Origin of the sequence: Pectinatus cerevisiiphilus, from assembly GCF_004341685.1 — a bacterium.
Classification (GTDB): domain Bacteria; phylum Bacillota; class Negativicutes; order Selenomonadales; family Selenomonadaceae; genus Pectinatus; species Pectinatus cerevisiiphilus.
In genome coordinates, this window is record NZ_SMAA01000002.1 from 130,835 (window position 1) to 151,479 (window position 20,645).

Consider the following 20,645-nt stretch of genomic DNA (forward strand, 5'->3'; position numbering starts at 1 on the left):
GTTGTAGCAAAGATTTGTGCTGGCAATATTATGAGAAAGCCTTTGGGTAGGGGATTAATTATAGTTTGCAGCCAACTAGGCAAGACTATTTAGTTTGTGCCCAATCTGCACCAGTATTTATATCTATGGTCAGGGGGACTTTCAAGCTAACGATATTTTGCATGGTTGCAAATAAGATTTTTTTCAATATTGGAATCTCATCTGTAGTAGCTTCAATTACCAGTTCATCGTGTACTTGCAGTAGTATGCGGCTTTTTAATTTTTGTTCACGGATTTTTCGCCATGTTGCAATCATAGCCATTTTGATAATATCGGCAGCAGTACCTTGGATTGGCGTATTCATGGCCATGCGTTCGTTTTGCATACGGATGTTGTGGTTTTTGCTTTTTATTCCGGGCAGATAGCGGCGCCGTCCAAACAATGTTGTGGTGTAGCCGTTTTGGTGTGCTTCTTCGACTATGGTATCCAGACATTTTTTTACACCGGCATATTTGGTAAAATAGTTGCTGATATAATCAGCTGCATCTTGGCGGGAAATATGCAGCTCTTGGGCAAGTCCGTAGTCACTTTTACCATAGACAAGGCCGAAATTTATAGCCTTGGCGCGGCGACGAAGCTCAGGTGTCACTTCATCAAGTGGTACACCGAATACTTCCGAGGCTGTTCTGGCATGTATATCCTGTTCAAGATTAAAAGCTTCAATAAAGTTTTTATCACCAGACATATGCGCTAAAATACGCAGTTCTATTTGGGAATAATCCGCGGACAGAAAAAGTGAGTAGTCTTCTGCTGGTTCAAATAGACTGCGAATTTTTTTCCCTGCGTCGGTTCTGACCGGAATATTTTGCAGGTTAGGATCGGAGCTGCTCAGGCGGCCGGTCGCGGTTACAGTTTGATTGAATGTAGTATGGATGCGGTGTGTATCTTTATCAATGAGTTCATACATAGCATCTAAATAAGTGCTTTTTAATTTACTCCACATGCGGTAGTCGAGAATTTTATCAATTATAGGATGGAAAGGACGTAGTATTTCTAATACTTCAGCATTTGTCGAGTAACCTGTCTTGGTCTTTTTTTGGACGGGCAGTTGCAGATGGTCAAAGAGCACTTCGCCAAGTTGTTTCGGCGAGTTGACATTAAACTCAGTTTCTGCAAGAAGATAGATGTCACTGAGTAGATCGGTAATGGTGTTGCCAATATCTGCAGACATGTTTTTTAACTTTTTGCTATTGATATAGACACCGTAATTTTCCATTGAGACAAGTACTTCTTCCAGTGGGAGCTCTGTGTCTTCATAGAGCGGATAAAGCTCTTTGTCGTGTAGTGCAGGGATGAGGATATCAGTGATTTTTGTCAAAGAAAGCATGTTAAGATAATAGGCAGCCTCTTTGGGCAGTGAAGCCGTTTCCTGTTTTGAATCATATGGTGGCAGGTCTTTATCCAGATATTTTGCCGATAGACTGCTCAGTGTGTAATTATTGGCGGCAGGGTCAAGCATATACGCGGCTAAGAGGATATCTATTGTTTTTCCGGTAGGAGAATAGCCACAATGCAGTGTGTTTTTCAGATCATATGTTATTTTGGTAATAGCAGTATCATTGAAAAGTTCTTTAATATAACTGGAATATTCGGGCAAGCAAGGAATATAGACAGCAGTCGAAGTATTTTCCGGGTGCTCAATCATTAGCCCCTGGCAGTTTATATGCGGTACTTTACCCGAAAAAACAGGCAGGTAAGCAAAGCTGCCCGTTGTTTTTATTTGTTTTATTAGAGCGGCAATTGAGGTTTGGTCGACTGTGGTATAAGCACAATTATTTTCTTGTGTACCGCTTTCATCAGTAGAGGTTTCGTTGTAAAGTTTGTTTATAAAACGCCAGATACTTTTTAACTCATATTCATCACAAAAAGATTTTAACTGCGTCATATCAGGTTTTATCATATATTTTTCTGTAGTGAAGGATAAATCCATATCACAATTGATTGTAGCTAATTTGTACGAAAGAAAGGCCATCTCTTTGTCGGTGGTGAGTTTTTCTTTTAATTTTTTAGCGGAGATTTTATCAATGTTTTTGTAGATTCCGTCTAGTGTTTTATATTCTACGAGTAGTTTTAAGGCAGTCTTTTCACCTACACCAAAAACCCCAGGAATATTATCGGATTTATCGCCCATAAGTGCCTTTAGGTCGATTAATCGTTTAGGTTCGATACCATACTTTGCTTCAAAGGCAGCATCATCAAAAATTTCTGTTTCACTGATTCCTTTTTTGGTCATAACTATTTTTAAATTCGGCCGAATGAGCTGTAAGGCATCGTGGTCTCCTGTTATTACCAATGTTTCCAATCCGTCAGAGGCAGCCTTGGTAGCAAGCGTACCAATTATATCATCGGCTTCATAGTTGTCCACTTCAATGAAATTTATGCCTAAAGCATCGGTAAAATCATGGAGTAAAGGAATTTGGCTGATAAGTTCATCAGGTGTTTTATTCCTCGTACCTTTATATTCCTTGAAAATTTCGGTACGGAATGTGTGGCGGCTTTTATCGAAAGCAACAGCTGCGTATTGCGGCTGTAATTCGTCGAGTAATTTTAACGTCATTTTACTAAATCCTAAAATGGCGTTAGTGTATTTACCAGATTCTGTTGTTAAAAGCGGCAAGGCGAAAAATGCTCTATACATCAGGCTGCTTCCGTCGATGATGACAAATCGGTTGTTTTTGTATTTCATGTGATACTCCTGTAAAAATTATTTTTTAATTGCAGCGGTAATTCCTTGCGTACTGTTTTGCGAAAAAAAGCTTTTTTGGGTACTTATATGTTAATTTTTTACATAAACATAGATCTAATATAAAATATATCATATTTAAGCGGTGATTCCAATTATTGTATAGCTGAACTGTTGAGAGAAGCCAGTAAAGCCCGCAATATCTTTTGTGTGGACAATAGAGTTTAAAAATATTATAATAAACGCAAGTTTATTATAATATTCAATGCATTTGCATTGTACGGCAGATAAGCAGCAGATTATATATAACACACAGTACTAATTCTGTTGAAAATAAATGTTAGTATTATAGATATTTTAATACTGTGCATATACCACAATTTTGGGAGGCAATCTGATGAAAAAAAGGCTGGATCCGGATTCTTTTGATTTCCCGGTAGAAAAAATTAAAAAGGGGTTTTACAGCGATATTTATTTTTTACGTACCCAAAACATACTTGAACAGGCTGGCAAAGATGCGCATGTCACAGTACAGGTCTTTCAGCGCGATTACGCAATGCTTTGTGGTATGGATGAAGTCATTGCTTTGATAAAGCAGTGCTCGTATAATCCTAAAGCATTGAAGGTAAGAGCCCTTCATGATGGGGATATGATCGCTCCGTGGGAAACAATAATGACAATTGAAGGTAATTTAGCCGATTTTATACATTTGGAAACAGTCTATCTTGGTATATTGGCCCGTCGTACTAAAATCGCTACTAACTGTCATCGGGCAGTTGAAGCAGCTAATGGCAAGCCTGTATTATTTTTCCCGTCGCGCTTTGATGATTATACGGTACAGGAAGGTGACGGTTATGCGGCTAAAGTGGGCGGCATGAGCAATGTTTCAACACCGGCCAATGCTATGTGTTGGGGTATTGAAGCTGCGGGCACTATTCCACATGCATTGATCGCTGCTTTTGGCGGAGATACTTTAGCGGCAACAAGGGCTTTCGATAAATATATGGATCCTAAAATCAGCCGTATAGCACTTGTCGATTTCAATAATGATTGTGTAAATACGAGTTTGGCTCTGGCTCGTGAACTTGGTGATAGGCTTGAAGGGGTAAGGCTGGATACTTCTGATAAAATGGTAGATGTATCACTTATTGGCCAGATGGGGCATTTTAAACCGACTGGCGTCAATGAACAGCTTGTCCGTAATGTGCGTGAAGCACTTGACCGTGAAGGATATAAACACGTAAAAATAATAGTATCAGGTGGTTTCAATCCGGAACGTATCCGTTTATTTGAACAAAATAAAGTGCCTGTCGATATTTATGCAGTTGGCAGTAATATTTTTTCCACTAATGTGGATTTTACATCGGATGTTGTTCTGCTTGACGGTAAACCGTGCGCTAAAACAGGACGTCATTATATGGATAATGCTCGTCTTGAAGATGTGGAATTGTAGGCGATAGATGTGATCGGATTTGGCGATTTTTTGCTTATTATTTTGTTAATAGCTATGGTTATATATGCATTCGGTGATGATCTTTTCACTTGAGGGGATATTTTCCTATTGACTATAAGTACAATGATTATATATAATACAATATATAAAAGTGAATATGTAATGCAGGACTGACGGATTGTGTGGAAATGACCACATGGACTGCATTATAGTGATAAGCCGACCGTCTGGGCAGGAGAAGTATCAGCTCAGGCGGTTTTTTTATGCGCTTTTGCTGTAATATTTCTCTTTGATGTTTTATAAAAAGGAGAAGATATATTATGAGGAATCGGTGGCTTATCGCTTTATCAGCAGTTGGTATACATATTTGTATTGGCAGCGTATACGCATGGAGTGTGCTTACTAAGCCGATAATGCAGCAGATGGGGCTTTCGTTAAAGGAAACTACATGGGCTTTTTCTATAGCAATTTTATTTTTGGGTATGTCTGCCGGATTTTTAGGCAGCTTTGTAGAAAAATGTGGACCGCGAAAAAGCGGGCTTATTGCAATGGTTTTCTTCGGCACTGGAATGTTCGGGACTGCCTTGGCTATTAGTATGCACAGCTTGGCGTTACTCTACCTTTTTTATGGTGTGATCGGTGGTATTGGGCTTGGCACAGGGTATATTACGCCAGTATCAACCTTAGTAAAATATTTTCCTAATAACCGTGGTTTTGCCACAGGGCTTGCCATCATGGGGTTTGGCTTTGCCAGCCTCATTGCCGGGCCACTCATGCAATATTTGGCTGCCCATTATGGTTTGGTAAATAATTTTTTATTTTTGGGTTGCGCTTATATGGTGATTATAGCAGCATCGTCACTTTATTTGAAACCGCCGGTTGAAACGGCAGCAGGAAAGAATGTAATAAAAAGAAATGAAAAAGGTTTAAAGGCAAGCCAGGCGTTTCATACATGGCAGTTCGGTGCTTTGTGGTGGATCTTTTTTGTGAATATAACTTGTGGTATAGGTCTTCTTGCGGTGGCTTCACCCATGGCGCAGGATGTGGTGAAAATGGATCCAACGGCAGCTGCATCGATGGTGGGGATAATCGGTTTACTCAATGGCTTGGGAAGAATATTTTGGTCCACTGTATCGGATTACATAGGGCGCGGTATGACGTATGCGCTGTTTTTTATCATAGAAATGATTGCTTTTTGGCAACTGGCGGCAATAACAGATGAATTCCTTTTTCAACTTGTAATTTTTATAATAATAACATGCTACGGTGGTGGGTTCTCCTGTATGCCTGCCTATTTGAGCGATATATTTGGTACACGCCAGCTTAGTGCTATCCATGGGAGAATTTTGACTGCGTGGGGAATAGCTGGAATTGTAGGTCCGGTGTTGGTTTCATGGTTGCGTGAAGTCACTAATAGCTATGCAGTGACGTTGCAATTTTTTGCTGGCTGTTTTATATTGAATTTTATAGTAGCAATGGTATTAAAATATAAAGGAACATCATTAGATAAGAGAAAAGTATAAAAGTATAAAAGCGTTCTTGTTGTAAAAATTAAAAGACTATTTCCTGGTATATTGCTGGAAATAGTCTTTTTTGTGCCTTTTCATATAAAAGAAGATTCGATTAGATATATTTACAAATAAAATAATAAAAAAATAATATTATTTAACACTATCTTCAGAAAATTGTATTGAATTAATAATAAATATGATACAATTTGTTTTTCTTATGGTAATAAATATTTTTTTTTGATTTTACAGATAATTTGTCCTGCTTTATACTCATATTTAAAGACTAGGTGAATTTTATAACGTTATATTTTATCAATTCAAATTCATAAGAATATGGAAATTTAAAAATTGACAGGAAGTTGTGGTGAGATTGTGTGAAAAAAAATTACAAATGGATAATTTTAATCACTTGTATTTTAGTGTATTCCTCAGCAAATCTTGTACGATTAAATTACACTGGAATAGCAAGTTACTTAATGACAGAATGGCAAATTGGTAAACCTGAACTTGGCGTTCTGGGGGCTGCATTTTTTTATGCATATGCATTAGGTCAAAGTTCTTGGGGAAGTCTGACTGATTTATTCGGTGGTAGAAAAATCATACCATGCGGTGTGTTTATTACTGCGATACTTATGGGAGTATTTGCTATTACGGATAATTATCATCAGGCTGTTGTAGTGCGAGCTTTATTAGGATTTGTTGGCGGAGCATCTTTTGTACCTTGTGTTGCGGTTATTGGGCGTTGGTTTGGTAAAAAACAGCGTGGCTTAGCAATGAATTTATTTTCTGGACCGGGTGGTGGACTAGGTGAAGTATGGTCTTTCTTGTTATTACCGATTATGGCGTTGTTTTTAAATCAAGGTGTAACTGTTTTTGGTATGAGTTCATGGCATGCAGCTACTTTTATTATGGGAATAATAATTTTAGTGATTGCAATAGTGGCATATGGATTGTTGCGTTCTGATCCAACCGAATTATATACGGATCAGACAGATACTCAAATAACAAAAGAGAATAAATCTGTGCACCAAAAGAATAATTATAAAACAATTATATTTTCTGCTTTAAAAAATCCGTCTTTTTGGATTTTTGTATTGATTTGGCAGGGATTTACTGTTTGCTTGCGTTTAATTCCAAGTTGGCTTCCGCTTTATGCAGCTACTTTTTATCAGGAAATGGCTAATATGAGTAAGGCAGAAGCAATGATTGCTGGTGGGGCAATAGCTTCTTTCTATGTTGCTGGTAGAATTATTGGTCCACCATTTGTAGGAAAATTATCAGATTGGTTACTGAGTAAATATAATATTTCACGTATAGTAATATTAATAGCTAGTTTTAGTATAACGCTTATTTGTTCGTTCTTTTTAACATTGCATATTACTTCTGCGGTTATTTTGGTAGTAATAGCATTTATTCTTGGAACAGGAATAAATTTACTATCAATATTAAATACTGTAATTGCTGAAACGTGGTCCGTTGAAACATCAGGAACTTTGAACGGAGTAGCCAATACTATAACACAATTCATTGGTGCAGCTTCATTGTCATACAGCGGATATATGGCAGTAAATTTCGCTATTAAAGATGGTGGATTTAACTTAGAATATCGTGGTATTTGGTTTTTAGTGATGATTTCTGTGATTATAGCGGTATTAGCATCTATTTTTGCATTTTTTTATAATAAAAAACGGGAAAAAATGCAAAAAATGATTTACTGAAGGAGTAAATGAAAATGGATTATAGTGTTGAAAAAGATCGTATCCCAGAACTTTTGGAAGGCGTTATTGACACGCATATACATACCAATCCAGATGTACGTCTTAGAAGCATCAATGATATAGAATTAGCTAGAGAGGCATTGAGAGTTAAAGCGAAAGCTGTTGTTATTAAATCACATTTAGTTCCCACAATGGATAGGGCTAAAATAGCTGAGTTTGTTGTTCCTGGGATACATGTTTTTGGTGGTATTGTGTTAAATTCTTATGTCGGAGGATTGAATGTGGCGGCCGTAAATAATGCAATTGATATGGGGGCGAAAATTATATGGCTACCAACAGCTGATTCTTTTCATGAAAGAAAATTAAAAGGTAAAAGTGATGGAATTGTAACTGTAAAAAATAATAAAATTTTACCCAAATTAGCACAAATTCTAGAAATAATCGCAAAAAAAGATGTTATATTAGCCACAGGGCATTTGTCATTTGAAGAAAATATTGTAGTAGTTGAGGCAGCAAAAAAAATAGGAGTGAAAAAGATAATAGTTAATCATCCAGAGTGGTGGTCTATAAATATGTCTATAGATGAACAAAAAGAATTATCACAATATGGAGTATTCTTTGAACGGTGTTATGCTACACGACCTCCAGGAGAAAAGTATAAAAAAAATTTTGAGAAGAATCTTGATGCTATAAATAAAGTCGGTTATGAAAGTACTATTTTGGCTACAGATGGAGGACAGGTTGAAAATCCTGCATGGAGTGAAGCTTTGGCGGAAAGTATCGGATTTATGCTTGATCATGGTATTCCTAAAAATGTTGTTGATAAAATGACTAAAGAATATTCAGCAAAGCTTTTGGGATTATTTTAAAAATGTATTGATAGGTATTAATGATAATAAAGTTTAGATGGAAGATGAACTATGGAATCATTAATAACAAGATTTTTACAGAAAATCTAAAATGGGTTTTGTAAATTGGTAGATTTTGTCAGCAAAATTTATTATACGGGGGAGAATACATATGAATATTTTTAAAAACGGTGCCTACCTAATTAATGGGGAACAATTAATTCCTGAAGAACAAATAAAAGATGATAGTAAGGTAGATGGGAAAAAAGAAACAGCATATAAAAATACAATAGCATATCACATTTTAGAAACACATAATACTAGTAATACGATGGCAGACTTGCAAATTAAATTTGATGCATTAGCATCTCATGATATAACTTTTGTGGGAATTATACAAACTGCATTGGCAAGTGGATTAAAAGAATTTCCTATTCCCTATATACTCACTAATTGCCATAATAGTTTATGCGCTGTGGGTGGAACTATAAATGAAGACGATCATATCTTTGGTTATTCAGCAGCAAAAAAATTTGGAGGTATATTTGTACCACCACACCAAGCGGTAATACATCAATTTATGCGTGAAATGTATGCCGGTTGCGGGAAAATGATTTTAGGTTCGGATAGCCATACTCGTTATGGCGCATTGGGGACAATGGCAATAGGCGAGGGTGGTGGTGAATTAGTAAAACAACTATTAAGCCACACATATAATATACAATATCCTAAGATTGTCGCAATTTACCTTAAAGGAACACCTCGTCCTGGAGTAGGACCACAGGATATTGCCTTAAGCATAATCGGTAAGGTTTTTGCATCAGGTTATGTAAAAAATAAAGTTATGGAATTTGTTGGCCCTGGTATACAAAATCTTTCTATGGATTTTAGGAATGGTATTGATGTCATGACTACGGAAACTACTTGTTTGAGTTCCATATGGTGTACAGACAGTAAGACGAAGAAATTCCTTGAAATACATGGGCGCGGAGCCGATTATAAAGAATTAAGACCAGGTAATACGGCTTATTATGATGGCGCAGTGGAAATTAATTTATCAGAAATAAAACCGATGATTGCCATGCCTTTTCATCCGAGTAATATTTATACTATTGATGAAGTTAATGAAAATACAGCTGATATTCTTAATATAGTGGAAAAGACAGCTAAAGAACAATTAGCTAATAAAAAACTTAATTTGGGTTTACAAGACAAAATTGTTAATGGTCGTTTTAAAGTAGATCAAGGTATCATTGCTGGTTGTGCAGGGGGAACATTTGAAAATATAATGAACGCAGCAAGCTCTTTAAAAGGCGCTTCAGTAAAAGATTTCCCACTGAGTGTATATCCGGCTAGCCAACCTATTTTTCTTGATTTATTGAAAAAGCATGCAATAGAAGATTTGGCTGTAGCGGGAGCTACTATTCGTACTGCTTTTTGTGGACCATGTTTTGGTGCGGGAGATGTGCCAGCTAATCAGGGATTTAGTATAAGGCATACGACAAGAAATTTTCCAAATCGAGAAGGTTCTAAGCCTAATGAAAATCAGATCGCTTCAGTTGCATTAATGGATGCTAGATCAATTGCAGAAACGGCAAAAAACGGAGGGTATCTGACAGCAGCTACAGATTCAATAGAAGAACTTCCAGAATATAATTTCGATGATACAGTATATAAACATAAAATATATAATGGATATTTACATAAACATATTGAAGAAAAATTAATTTCTGGTCCTAATATTGTCCCTTGGCCGAAAATAAGAAAGATGCCAGAAAATCTTTTGCTTAAAGTTTGTGCGGTTATCCATGACGCTGTAACCACAACTGATGAACTTATTCCATCGGGGGAAACTTCATCATATAGATCTAATCCGTTACGCCTTGCTGAGTTTACATTATCACGTAAGGTGCCCGAATATGTTAAAAATGCAAAAGCAGTACAAAAAATAGAAAATATACGGCAGAAATATTTAACTGATGATATTTCCCTAAATGAAGTACAACAATATTTTCCTAAAATATTACAAGATGGACCAGATATAAAAAACACAGGGATAGGTAGTGTTATATTTGCGATAAAACCTGGTGATGGTTCTGCTAGGGAGCAAGCTGCATCTTGTCAAAGAGTGTTAGGTGCGGATGCCAACATTGCAGTTGATTATGCAACTAAAAGATATCGTAGTAATTTGATTAATTGGGGAATAGTGCCATTTACTATTGCTGGAAAAGATATAAATAAGATAAGACTTAATGATCAGATATATGTTAAAGGTATAAAACAAGCATTAAGCCAAGGAATGGAATCAATTAATGGTATTATATGGCATGATGAAAAAGAATCGGAAAAAATTGTATTGTATTTGAGCAATCTTTCACATTCTGAACGGGAAATTTTACTATCGGGATGCCTTATAAACCATTATGCCAAACATGAATAATAATTACTAAAAGGATATTAGTAATTATTGAAGTCCGAAAATAGATTTAGAGATAATGTGTTCTAAGATATATTTTAAATAGAGCAGAGAGTTTAAAAGAATAGTAACAGCAACATAAGTCTTTATTGATATTAAATAGGTTAGGATATTAAAAGCACGACAAATGCATAGATATTAAAAATTTGTATACGTGCATTTGTCGTGAATATTAAAATTTTGCGAAAATCATTACTTAAGGACTATTGGATTTAGGGTTTAAATGTTGTTTTGGTTAGATTTTATTATTAGTAACCATCTTAATATAAATGATCTTCCAAAGTAATAAAACCATAAAATTTGAAATATTGTTTATTCTATGGAAAGAAGTGATAATTGTGATATTAATGACTATTTCAGGAATCTTAATTGTAATAGGAACGATATATTGTTTAATAAAACGATATGAAACAAGATTAGTATTATTTTGTTCAGGTCTTTTAATGACATTTATTGGTGGAAATCCAATGGGAACAATGCAGGCATTTTCTCATGCTATGTTAGAAAGTAAATTATTTGAATCAATTATTGCTGTTATGGGATTTGCCATGGTAATGAAATTGACTGAATGTGATAAACATTTGATAAATCTTTTAATAAAGCCACTGCGCAAAGCTGGAACTTTTCTTATACCGGCAGCAGTGCTTGTCACTTTTTTTATAAATATATCGATTACTAGTTCAGCAGGATGTTCTGCAGCAGTGGGAGCAATATTAATACCGCTTATGATAGCAGCGGGCATTCATCCAGCTATTGCCGGTGCTGCTATTTATGCGGGAACTTATGGTGCTATGTTTAATCCTGGTTATCCGCAGGTGGCGTTGATTGTGAGTGTATCTGATTCTAATCCAGTAGCAGTGGTAGCTAACCATTTTTATCCATTATTGTTATGTGGAGTTATTGGAGCAATGAGCCTTTGGGTAGTGGCTAAAATACATCATGAGGACAAAGGCTATAAATTACAAGGAGAGATTGTTAAGCAAACAGAAGATTTCCATGTAAAACTATCACACGCAATTGTACCGCTTGTTCCTATTGTGATACTTGTATTAGGAAGTATGAATATAGTTCCTATTTTTAAACCATTATCTATTTCACATGCAATGATAATAGGTGTCTTTTGTGCATTCTTGATAACAAGAAAAAACCCACAGGATATTTCCAAAGAATTTTGGAAAGGCGCAGGTAATTCTTTTGGTTCAGTTTTTGGTATTATTATCTGTGCGCTTGTATTTGTTAATGGATTGACTTCAATTGGACTTATTCAGCAATTAATTCAGACAATGATAAATATACCATCAGTTGCTAAAATAAGTTCGGCGATAGGCCCATTTTTATTAGGAGTTATGAGTGGTTCTGGTGATGCTGCAGCAGTTGCATTTAACAAAGCGGTAACTATCCATGCAGCAGATTTTGGTATTTTACCAATGAGTATGGGAAGTGTAGTTGCTATTACTGGTGCATTAGGTCGGACGATGTCACCGGTAGCAGGGGGGATGATAATATGTGCTACCTTAGCAGGTGTTTCACCAATGGAAACAGCAAAAAGAAATGCACCAGGGATGATAATAGCTACCTTGGCAATTATGGTAATAATGTTATTTATAGAGTGAGATAAAAGAATATGAATCATTGACGATAAAAAATAGTTATTTTATTTAATTATTATTAGAATTTATAATAATTAAAGATACATTTTTAGAATTATAGAGATGTTATATGAGGAGAAGACGCTATGACAAAAATATTAGCAAAATCTGCTAAGGCAGGATTTGAAGAAAAAAATGATCTTGTGGTCGAAGTTTCTCCACTGCAAAACGGTAGCGGAGTGGTAATTGACCTACAATCACCTGTAAAAAATCAATATGGCAGGCATATAGAAGCATTGATTAAGGATACGGTAACAGCCGAAGGCTTTTTTGATGTTCAGGTTAATGTACTAGATAAAGGGGCATGGGATTATACAATAAAGGCAAGGACAATTGCAGCACTTGAAAGGGGTATGAAGCAATGAATGATCCTAAAACGAGATTACGTCGAACAATGATGTTTGTCCCCGGGAACAGTCCTAAGATGATTAATTCAGCAGATATTTATGGAGCGGACAGTCTTATGTTCGATGTGGAAGACGCAATAGCCATAACGGAAAAAGATACGGCAAGGCATCTTGTGGCCAATGCTTTAAAAACACTTAAATTTCATTCGGAAACGGTTGTCAGAATAAACCATCCCACACAAACTCCTTTTGGCATGGACGATTTGAAAGTAATATTGCCATCAAAACCTGATATGATACGTTTACCCAAAGTGGAAGATGTATCCGAGGTTCAACTGATAACTGATGAGATAGAAAAGGTTGAAAAAGAAAATGGCTGGCCGGAAGGCACCATAAATATTATCGGCGCGATTGAAAGCGTTAAAGGCCTTTATAATGTTAGAGAAATCTGTCAGCAGCCACGTTTAATTGCGATTGCGTTAGGCGCCGAAGATTTTATAGCCAATTTAAAAACGCAACGGACGAAAACAGGCATTGAACTTTATTATGCACGTTCGCAAATATTAATGGCGGCACGGGATGCAGAAATTCAATGTATGGATACCGTTTTTTCTGATGTAAAGGATATGGAAGGTTTTGAACGTGAAGTGACAAACAGCCGTGACATGGGGTTTGACGGCAAGTCTGTTATTCATCCAAAACAAATAACGGCAGTCCATCGTATTTATACACCAAATGATAAACAACTGACACATGCACTTAAAGTCCTTGCAGCCTTTGAAGATTCGCTTAAGAACCATAAAGGGGTATTGGCTGTCGACGGTAAAATGATTGATGGGCCAATTGTTGTCAGGGCACAGCGTATTGTCGACCAAGCAAAAGCCGCGGGGATTGATGTTGAAAAGAAGAGGGAAGAAATATGAAAAATGCAATAGGACGTGATATCCCGGCTCATATTTCGGGAATAAATAATATAAGACTTTACGAAGGCGCAGGCGTTTATAAACCAGAAAAATCCGGCGCTGGTAAAAAGCTTCGTGTGGGCAAACCACATACAAATAAAATTTTACAATCAATTGATGAAGCAATAGAAAAGACCGGTCTAAAAGATGGACAGACGATTTCTTTTCATCATCATTTGCGCAATGGCGATTATGTGATGAAAATGGTAGTGGAACGCATTGCTGCCAAAGGTATAAAGAATATTACTATTGCGGCCAGTTCGCTTAGTCCCTGCCATGATTTTCTGATTGATTATATTAAGGATGGTACAGTGACGGCACTGGAATCGAGCGGACTCAGGGGACAGTTAGGTAAATATTTGACAAGGCATCCTGAAGCTTTGCAAAAACCTACCATAATACGTTCACATGGTGGCAGAGCCAGAGCTATTGAAGCAGGTGAACTGCATATTGATGTTGCTTTTATGGCTGCACCGACATGTGATAGGCAGGGAAATGCTACGGGACGTATCGGCAAGTCTGCATTTGGTTCTATGGGTTATGCGATGATTGATGCTGCATATGCGGATAATGTCGTGCTGATCACCGATAATCTTGTGGATGAACCTGTACATCCGTACAGTATTCCGCAGACACAGGTTGACTATATCGTCCCTGTCGAAGAAATCGGTGATCCTGCGGGGATTGCTTCTGGTGCTATTCGTATTACTAAAAGTCCTACACAACTGCTTATTGCTAAATATGCGGCTGAAGTTATGGAAAAAACAGGTATCCTTAAGGAAGGTTTTTCCATGCAACTGGGAAGTGGCGGAGCTTCTTTGGCAGCTGCAAAGTTCATCCGTGAAAAGATGGAAGCACAAAATATCACGGGGAGTTTCGGCATAGGTGGAGTTACAGGTATATTTTCTGAAATGCTCAAGGATGGTTTATTTAAAGCATGTTATGATGCGCAGACCTTTGATACAACGGCTGTGCAATCATTGGCGGAAAATCCTAACCATATTGAAATATCAGCTTCTTTTTATGCTAATCCGTGGAACGCGGGGCCGATTGTCAATGACCTTGATGTGGTAATATTGAGTGCGACGGAAGTGGATCTTGATTTTAATGTAAATGTTATTACTGATTCCAATGGCGTATGTATGGGCGCGTCGGGGGGACATAGTGATACGGCCGCTGGTGCAGCTTTGACGATCATTGTTATGCCGCTGATTCGGGGCAGGCTGCCAATGATTAGGGATCATGTGCAAAATGTTGTGACGCCCGGAAATGATGTCGATGTAATCATCACGGAACGGGGCATTGCCATCAATCCTAAGCGGACAGATCTCATTGAAAAATTAAGCAATAGCGGGCTGCCAATAATGAAAATTGAAAAATTGCAGCAGATGGCTTATGATTTCGTGGGTAAACCTGATGAAGTGCAGCTGAGTGATGCTGATAAAGATATTGTGGCTGTTGTAGAATATAGAGATGGCAGTATATTGGATGTGATCCGCAAACCGTTGGTTTGATGTATTGCTTTAGGTTTGCAAATTTAAGACTGGTGTGAAAAATTGACTGTTGTTTTAAACGGCTTGGATACATATTAGTAAATTAGGCAGTGCAGTATGTAACGAGATTTGTTTTGGCAACAGTCTTTTTTGTAATGCCAAGAAAGAGATAGTCCATTTTCTGGTTGGTATATGGAAAGGGAAAATATGGCTGCAATTCTCTATAGGAGTGGGTTTCGGCATGGTGGTTTAGACGGTACTTCTATACCAAAGCAGGAATTTGCCGCTATGATACCGAAAATAAAATTAAAGTAAATTATTTGAAAGCAGTTGAGTTTTAAATGGAAGATCGGGATTGGCAAATAATACAGAAGATATATAGCGAAAAAAATATAACTAAAGCTGCACAGGCTTTATATATGTCGCAGCCCGCATTGACTGCCCGGTTACAGCATATTGAACGTGAATTTAATGTCCGCATTGTCCACCGCAGTACGAGGGGAATACAATTTACACCAGAGGGCGAATACCTTGTGGAAAAAGCGGCACAGATGATAGACCAGATGCGGCATATAAAAAACGAAGTACAGGAGCTTTTTAGTGAAAATGCCGGTACACTTGAAATAGGTGCGTCGAACTATCTTACAATGTATGTATTGCCGGCGCTGCTCGAACAATTTAAAAAGAGGTATCCGGCTGTAAAATATAGTGTAGAGACAAACTGGAGCAAAAATATTTTTACCTTACTTTACAATCAGAAAATACAGATTGGTTTTACCAGTATAGATTATGGCGGCTGCAAAAATAAACACCTTATGTTTGAAGAGCCTGTCTGCATTGCTTATCGGGAACCGTTTTCTATAAGCGATTTACCTGAATTGCCGCGGATAGAATATGACAGTGATTATTTATTGAAGGGACAGCTTGATAAATGGTGGCGGGAGAATTTTAAAAAACCGCCCCAAGTAAGTATGCATGTGTCAAATTTGGAGAATTGCAAACGAATGGTAGTCCATGGCTTAGGGTATGCACCATTACCAGCGCATATTATTAAAGAGCATGATAATGTATTACATAAGTTACCTATAGTGGAAAAATCGGGTGAACCGATTACACGAAAGACATGGATGATTTATAGTGAACTTAATAATGATTTACCAATCGTTAAATTATTTGTTGACTTTGTGAAAAAATACACATTATGATCTAATAATAAAAATAAGAACTTCTGGCAGCGATTTCGTTCGCTGTTAGAAGTTCTTATTTTATATTGGGACTTATATGCTAAAAGGTCATAAGATATCTATTTTTCACCGATGAGACGTACTTCCGGATAAAGCTTTATACCATGCTTTTCATAAACCCGGCGCTGTACCTCATCAATTAATTGCAAAACATCTTGGGCAGTAGCCTTGCCGGTATTTACGACAAATCCCGCATGTTTTGTGGAGATTTGTGCGCCCCCGACACGGAAACCTTTAAGCCCTGTTTGGTCGATTAGGGTACCAGCATAGTGCCCAGGAGGTCGTTTGAAGGTAGAACCAGCACTAGGCATTTCCAAGGGTTGTTTGCTTTCCCTTTTTGCGGTAAGTTCATCCATCATGGTGATGATGTCTTCTTTTTTACCTTTTTGCAAAGTAAATTCTATTTCACAGATAGCATTGGCATTTCCCTGAAAAATACTGTGCCTGTAGCCAAAATCAAGCACATCCGCACCATAACGGATCATTTGGCCGCTTTTGTCGACAGCAGTTACGCTTGTTACTACATTTTTTATTTCGCCGCCATAAGCACCGGCATTCATATAGACTGCACCACCGGTACTACCGGGAATGCCCACGGCAAATTCCAGTCCGGTCAAAAGCTGCGCCGCGGCAAACTTTGCCACATCGTGCAAAAGGGTACCACAGCCAGCATAAACTTTTTCGCCTTTACAGTGCATAAAAGACATTTCTTTGCCGAATTTGATTACTACGCCGCGTATACCTTTATCAAGAACTAAAATGTTTGAACCGTTGCCGATTATTGTGCAGGGAACAGAATATTCTTTTATTACTAGCATAATCTTTTTTATTTCTTCCATTGAAGCGGGAAAAATCAAACAGTCAGCAGGACCGCCTATTTTAAAGGTTGTCTGTTCAGACATAGGAGCATTTGTTAAAATTCGTTCCGTAGGAAGAAAGCTTTTTAATTTTGCTATACAATTGTCAAGACGTGGCAATTAACTCATTCCTTACATTTGCAAGTCAAATTTTCTCGAGATAGTCATTGGTCTTCTTCAAGGCCGCAAATGACTGCTGCCTGAGAGCTTCATAAACTACTATGGATACAGAATTAGAGAGGTTTAAGGAGCGTGCTTCTGCGATCATTGGAATACGCACGCAAGAAGATAAATTGGCCTTTAGGATTGATTCGGGAATACCAGCATCTTCTCTGCCAAACACCAGCATGTCATCTTTTCCATAGGTAACATCTGTATATGTGTTTGGTGCTTTTGTGGAAAGATAATGATAAGAAGAATTGGCATAAAGGGAAAGTACTTCATCAAAATTTTTGTGGTAATGTACTTTTAATAGATGCCAATAATCAAGCCCAGCACGCTTTAAATGTTTATCATCTGTTGAAAAACCAAGCGGTTCAACAAGATGCAGTTCACAACCTGTGGCTGCACATAAGCGGGCAATGTTACCTGTATTGGGTGGTATTTGTGGTTCAATAAGTACTATATGCATCTTTCTGGCCTGCCTTACAATAATACCTTATGGGAAAGATTTACACGTCCGTGGCTGTCTATTTCAGTGACCTTGACTTCAAGCTCATCACCGACTTTTACAACATCTTCGACTTTGCCAACACGGTTTTTATCCAGCTGGGAAATATGGCATAAGCCTTCTTTGCCAGGAAGCACTTCGACAAAAGCGCCAAAGTTCATTATACGTGTTACTTTGCCTTTATATACAGTACCGACTTCGACTTCGCGAGTCAGATCTTTTATTATGTCGACAGCTTTCTTAGCGCTTTCCAAGCTTACTGCCGTTATGCGGACTGTACCGTCATCTTCGATGTCGATTTGTACGCCTGTTTCATCAATGATTTTTTTGATTATTTTACCGCCCGGTCCGATAACGTCGCGTATCTTGTCAACGGGAATATTGATAGTAGTGACACGCGGTGCGTAAGGAGAAAGTTCTTTTGCCGGTTCGTTTATTGCTTCCATCATTTTACTGAGGATATGGGCACGGCCGCGTTTGGCTTGTTCGAGTGCCGAAGCGAGGATATCGCGTGTTATACCGGTCAATTTGATATCCATTTGGATGGCAGTTACGCCATCTTCTGTACCGGCTACCTTAAAGTCCATATCACCAAGGGCATCTTCCATACCCTGGATGTCTGTTAAAATGGTATAAGCTTCGCCATCTTTTACCAGACCCATAGCGACACCGGATACTGGTTTTTTTATGGGAACGCCAGCGTTCATGAGTGAAAGTGTGCTGCCGCAAACGCTGCCCATGGAGCTGGAACCATTAGATTCTAAGATTTCAGAAACAAGACGGATGGTATAAGGGAAGTCGTCTACTGTCGGGATGACTGGGACGAGTGCTCTTTCTGCAAGAGCGCCATGCCCTATTTCGCGCCGTCCCGGACTTCTCATAGGACGGGCTTCACCGACGCTGTAGCCGGGGAAGTTGTAGTGGTGGATATACCGTTTAGAGGTTTCGATACCAACGCCATCAATTATTTGTTCATCGCCTAGTGGGCCGAGCGTAGTGATTGTAAGTACTTGTGTCTGGCCACGGGTGAAGAGCCCGGAACCATGCACACGCGGCAGAAGGCCGACTTCACAGCTTACAGGGCGCACTTCGTCAACTGCGCGTCCATCAGGACGTATTTTTTCGTGGGAAATCATCTTGCGGACGATTTCTTTTACTAATTTATGCAGAACGGCGCTGATTTCCATGGAAGCTTCAGGATATTCTTCCAGAAAATGTTCGAGTGCTTCAGCTTTTACCTGCGCAATGTGTTCGTCACGGCGCAGTTTGTCGCTGTCACGTACAGCAGCGTTGAGTTTATCATAAGAATATTCGCGAACCTTATCTACTAATTCTTCTGCTGGCTGGAATAATTTAACATCACGTTTTTCTTTACCGCATTCAGCCACCATATTTTGCTGGAATTCGACAAGTTTTTTTATTTCCTGATGTCCAAACATAATTGCATCGAGAATTACTTCTTCAGGCAATTCATTGGCTCCGGCTTCAACCATCATTACGGCATCATGGGAGCCGGCAATTGTAAGGTTGAGGTCAGATTTTGCTCTTTCTTCCACAGTCGGGTTGACGATAAAGCTACCGTCGATGCGACCAATGCGCACGCCTGCGATAGGCCCTTTAAAAGGAATGTCGGAAAGGGAAAGAGCTGCCGAAGCACCGATCATACCGGCTATTTCGGGTGGGTTATCCTGGTCTACGGATAAAACCGTAGCTACTATCTGGACGTCATTTCTAAAACCTTCTGGGAAAAGTGGACGTATCGGTCGGTCGATAAGACGGCTGCATAAGATAGCAGATTCCGAAGGACGTCCTTCTCTTTTAATGAAGCCACCAGGAATTTTACCAACAGCATACATCTTTTCTTCATAATCGACCGTTAACGGGAAAAAATCAATCCCCTCGCGCGGTTCAGCAGATGCTGTGGCAGTGACAATGACGACAGTATCACCGTAGCGGACGAGAACGGCACCATTAGCTTGCTTGGCCATTTTCCCGGTTTCTACGACGAATTTGCGTCCGCCGAGCGTAGTTTCAAAACTGTGCATAATATACCTCCTAAAACTTATTGCAGCAAATGTGCACAGTAAACAGTGAAATATCTGCTTGAGAAACGCACTCAGGCAAACATTTCACCATCCACTGGACACACTGCAAAATCGTGTAAAATACAAAAAACGGGACCAGTCCATTATACAAATAGACAACAGCCCCGCTTTTTTGATAATTGCTAATGTCGGCTCGTATAACTAATTTTACTTTAAAATTGCCCAAAATTAGATTTTAGATAATTATCTTTTGTTAGCTTTGCCGATATTTAATTTCTTCAAAATAGCACGGTAACGTTCAACATCTTTGTCATATAAATAAGCTAAAAGTCTGCGGCGATGACCAACCATCTTGAGAAGACCACGACGGGAATGGAAATCTTTTTTGTTAGCTTTTAAGTGTTCAGTCAAATAAAGTATACGTGCAGTTAAAAGGGCGATCTGCACTTCCGGTGATCCAGTGTCACCTTCGTGGGTGGAATTGTCTTGAATAATCTGTAATTTTTGTTCTTGTGTAAGCATTAAAATCCTCCTAAATTTTTTCATTCCTATTGACCAGGCAGCCGTTGGAGTTGACGGTAACCGCGCCAAAGGAGATATGATATTTCTTAAAAAATATATCACAAAATAGAGCGGCTGTAAACAGAAAT

15 protein-coding genes and 1 riboswitch are annotated in these 20,645 nt (G+C 38.3%); of the genes, 10 read left to right on the plus strand and 5 right to left on the minus strand.

What is annotated here, in order from left to right; genetic code table 11:
• Positions 1-85: 85 nt before the first annotated feature.
• Positions 86-2,725 (minus strand): DNA polymerase I, encoded by a 2,640-nt coding sequence (gene polA / locus EDC37_RS01760; RefSeq protein WP_132547302.1) that lies wholly within the window; start codon positions 2,723-2,725, stop codon positions 86-88.
• A 394-nt stretch (positions 2,726-3,119) separates the two neighbouring features.
• On the opposite strand from polA, the gene EDC37_RS01765 reads away from it, so the two are divergent.
• From EDC37_RS01765 to EDC37_RS01810, 10 genes are all read left to right on the plus strand, one after another.
• Entirely contained in the window at positions 3,120-4,175 is a 1,056-nt protein-coding gene (locus EDC37_RS01765) for a nicotinate phosphoribosyltransferase (protein ID WP_132547304.1), read from the plus strand.
• Positions 4,176-4,331: 156 nt separating this feature from the next.
• Positions 4,332-4,415, plus strand: a riboswitch (ZMP/ZTP riboswitch).
• Between the two features lie 80 nt (positions 4,416-4,495).
• Positions 4,496-5,698 (plus strand): L-lactate MFS transporter, encoded by a 1,203-nt coding sequence (locus EDC37_RS01770; RefSeq protein ID WP_132547306.1) that lies wholly within the window; start codon positions 4,496-4,498, stop codon positions 5,696-5,698.
• 407 nt (positions 5,699-6,105) lie between these two features.
• Complete coding sequence (locus EDC37_RS01775; RefSeq protein WP_243642156.1) at positions 6,106-7,404, plus strand: MFS transporter; 1,299 nt, start codon at positions 6,106-6,108, stop codon at positions 7,402-7,404.
• Between the two features lie 14 nt (positions 7,405-7,418).
• Complete coding sequence (locus EDC37_RS01780; protein WP_132547310.1) at positions 7,419-8,273, plus strand: DUF6282 family protein; 855 nt, start codon at positions 7,419-7,421, stop codon at positions 8,271-8,273.
• A gap of 151 nt (positions 8,274-8,424) precedes the next feature.
• Complete coding sequence (locus tag EDC37_RS01785; protein WP_132547312.1) at positions 8,425-10,692, plus strand: hydratase; 2,268 nt, start codon at positions 8,425-8,427, stop codon at positions 10,690-10,692.
• A gap of 479 nt (positions 10,693-11,171) precedes the next feature.
• Positions 11,172-12,341, plus strand: a complete 1,170-nt coding sequence (gene dcuC, locus EDC37_RS01790) for a C4-dicarboxylate transporter DcuC (protein WP_424449979.1) — start codon at positions 11,172-11,174, stop codon at positions 12,339-12,341.
• 122 nt (positions 12,342-12,463) lie between these two features.
• Positions 12,464-12,742 carry a citrate lyase acyl carrier protein gene (citD, locus tag EDC37_RS01795; protein WP_132547316.1) on the plus strand — a complete coding sequence of 93 codons (279 nt, stop codon included), beginning with the start codon at positions 12,464-12,466 and terminating at the stop codon, positions 12,740-12,742.
• Positions 12,739-13,647 carry an aldolase/citrate lyase family protein gene (locus EDC37_RS01800; RefSeq protein ID WP_132547318.1) on the plus strand — a complete coding sequence of 303 codons (909 nt, stop codon included), beginning with the start codon at positions 12,739-12,741 and terminating at the stop codon, positions 13,645-13,647. Before citD ends, EDC37_RS01800 begins: the two co-directional genes overlap by 4 nt.
• Positions 13,644-15,200, plus strand: coding sequence for a citrate lyase subunit alpha (gene citF, locus EDC37_RS01805; protein ID WP_132547320.1), 1,557 nt, complete (start codon positions 13,644-13,646; stop codon positions 15,198-15,200). Before EDC37_RS01800 ends, citF begins: the two co-directional genes overlap by 4 nt.
• A gap of 320 nt (positions 15,201-15,520) precedes the next feature.
• Positions 15,521-16,384: a LysR family transcriptional regulator gene (locus tag EDC37_RS01810; protein ID WP_132547322.1), complete on the plus strand. Its 864-nt coding sequence runs from the start codon at positions 15,521-15,523 to the stop codon at positions 16,382-16,384.
• Between the two features lie 98 nt (positions 16,385-16,482).
• On the opposite strand, the gene murB is transcribed toward EDC37_RS01810, so the two are convergent.
• The 4 genes from murB to rpsO all read right to left on the minus strand — a co-directional run bounded on the left by murB (position 16,483) and on the right by rpsO (position 20,517).
• Positions 16,483-17,400, minus strand: a complete 918-nt coding sequence (gene murB, locus EDC37_RS01815; protein ID WP_132547324.1) for a UDP-N-acetylmuramate dehydrogenase — start codon at positions 17,398-17,400, stop codon at positions 16,483-16,485.
• Positions 17,401-17,425: 25 nt separating this feature from the next.
• Positions 17,426-17,911 (minus strand): tRNA (uridine(34)/cytosine(34)/5-carboxymethylaminomethyluridine(34)-2'-O)-methyltransferase TrmL, encoded by a 486-nt coding sequence (trmL, locus tag EDC37_RS01820; protein ID WP_132547326.1) that lies wholly within the window; start codon positions 17,909-17,911, stop codon positions 17,426-17,428.
• Positions 17,912-17,925: 14 nt separating this feature from the next.
• Entirely contained in the window at positions 17,926-19,995 is a 2,070-nt protein-coding gene (locus tag EDC37_RS01825) for a polyribonucleotide nucleotidyltransferase (RefSeq protein ID WP_132547328.1), read from the minus strand.
• 243 nt (positions 19,996-20,238) lie between these two features.
• The gene (gene rpsO, locus EDC37_RS01830) at positions 20,239-20,517 is read right to left on the minus strand and encodes a 30S ribosomal protein S15 (RefSeq protein ID WP_132547330.1); all 279 of its coding nucleotides are present in this window, start codon (positions 20,515-20,517) and stop codon (positions 20,239-20,241) included.
• Positions 20,518-20,645 lie beyond the last annotated feature (128 nt).